2 protein-coding genes are annotated in these 1321 nt (G+C 48.4%); both read right to left on the minus strand.

Annotation, left to right across the window (positions count from 1 at the left end):
• The coding region (locus CHK_RS13520; protein WP_052740609.1) for an N-acetylmuramoyl-L-alanine amidase at nt 1–813 on the minus strand (813 nt) is incomplete at its 3' end.
• A gap of 12 nt (nt 814–825) precedes the next feature.
• Nucleotides 826–1146: a hypothetical protein gene (locus tag CHK_RS13525; protein ID WP_046444609.1), complete on the minus strand. Its 321-nt coding sequence runs from the start codon at nt 1144–1146 to the stop codon at nt 826–828.
• Nucleotides 1147–1321 lie beyond the last annotated feature (175 nt).

Here is a 1321-nt window from a genome sequence, read left to right on the forward strand (position 1 = left end):
CGTATCGCGCGCTGCCGCATCCATCTTGCGTCCCAAAAGCCCGCGGTACAGTTCGTCTACAAATTCCTCTGTCGCCTCACGCTTCAAAAGTTCTTCATTGCTGAAGCATATTCCATAAGCAGCTTCTTTTGGTGTGACAGCTCGTGCCATAAGCGCCTTAACCCAATTCCAGTAGCCTTCCTGGTCGGGTTCTCTATCCAGAATATTCACATAGAGCCTATTAACAAAGTTTTTAATCTCAAAGTCATTAGGCTCTGGTTCAGGCATTGGCTGCGGTTCAGGCTCGATACTTCCACCAGCAATAGATAAAATAGCATTGGCGATTCCATAAACAATATCATCAAATCTACCATCAAAAAGCTCGTTGTCCGCCTGACTGTCCACAAACCCGCACTCGATTGTCGTTGACGGCATTGTGGTATGTGAGAGAACATAAGTGTTTTTGTCCTGTACCTTTACGCCCCTGTCGCGGAATCCGACCTCCACAAGCGCATTCTGGATAGCCTGCGCCATCCTGTGTGAGACTTCGCTTGCGCTTGATACCACAAGGCATTCAGCACCCGTGCCACCGCCAGAATTGCGGTGGAAGGCGATAAACAGGTCTGCGCCCCAGGCATTGGCTTTTTTTGCGATATCCGTGACAGAAATGTAATAGTCTCCGTCTCTTTCCAGCTTGACCTCATGTCCTGCCGTGCTCAACTTATCCGCCACCGCAGACGCATACCGCAGCGTGTCGTCCTTTTCCTGTCTGCCTCCGATTCCCACGGCCCCACTGTCGGTTCCACCATGTCCCGGATTAATGTAAATTTTCATTCTTTTCCCTCCTTATCTCACTTGAAGTTTTTTAACGTCTTCAATCAACTTCGCCGCTGTTCCATTCCCACCCAGTGCCTTATATTGCTCAAACAGATCGCCAAGCGATTCAAGGCTATGGATACGCACGAAACCCCGTTCAAGGCACCGGTCGCATATCTCGATTATTTTTTCACGCAACAGGCAGCGCATACCGTTTTCAATCGCTTTGTCCTTTTGCCTTTCGGCTCTTGCTTTGGCTTTAAGCATACCGAACAACACTCCAATAATAAGGCCTGATATCGTTAGCAGGATAGACAACAGGAAATCAAGTATTTGTGGGTTCATCTGCATCACTTTGCCTCCAAAGCTTCAATCCGCTTTTCCAGTTCGTCCATTCGCCCTTTCAATACTTCATTTTCCTGCATAAGCGATTGCGCCACGGAAATAATGGGGGCTATAAACTCTTCATACCGCAGACCGTACACATACTCTCCCTCGATAACCTTATCCCGATAGACAGGTGCAC

It is taken from the genome of Christensenella hongkongensis, assembly GCF_000981035.1.
In the GTDB taxonomy this organism is placed as follows: Bacteria; Bacillota; Clostridia; order Christensenellales; family Christensenellaceae; genus Christensenella; species Christensenella hongkongensis.

Bases quoted from the DNA above. Each gene is read 5' to 3' on its own strand.
- CHK_RS13525 (WP_046444609.1), bottom strand. From the start codon at position 1,146: ATGCAGATGAACCCACAAATACTTGATTTCCTGTTGTCTATCCTGCTA.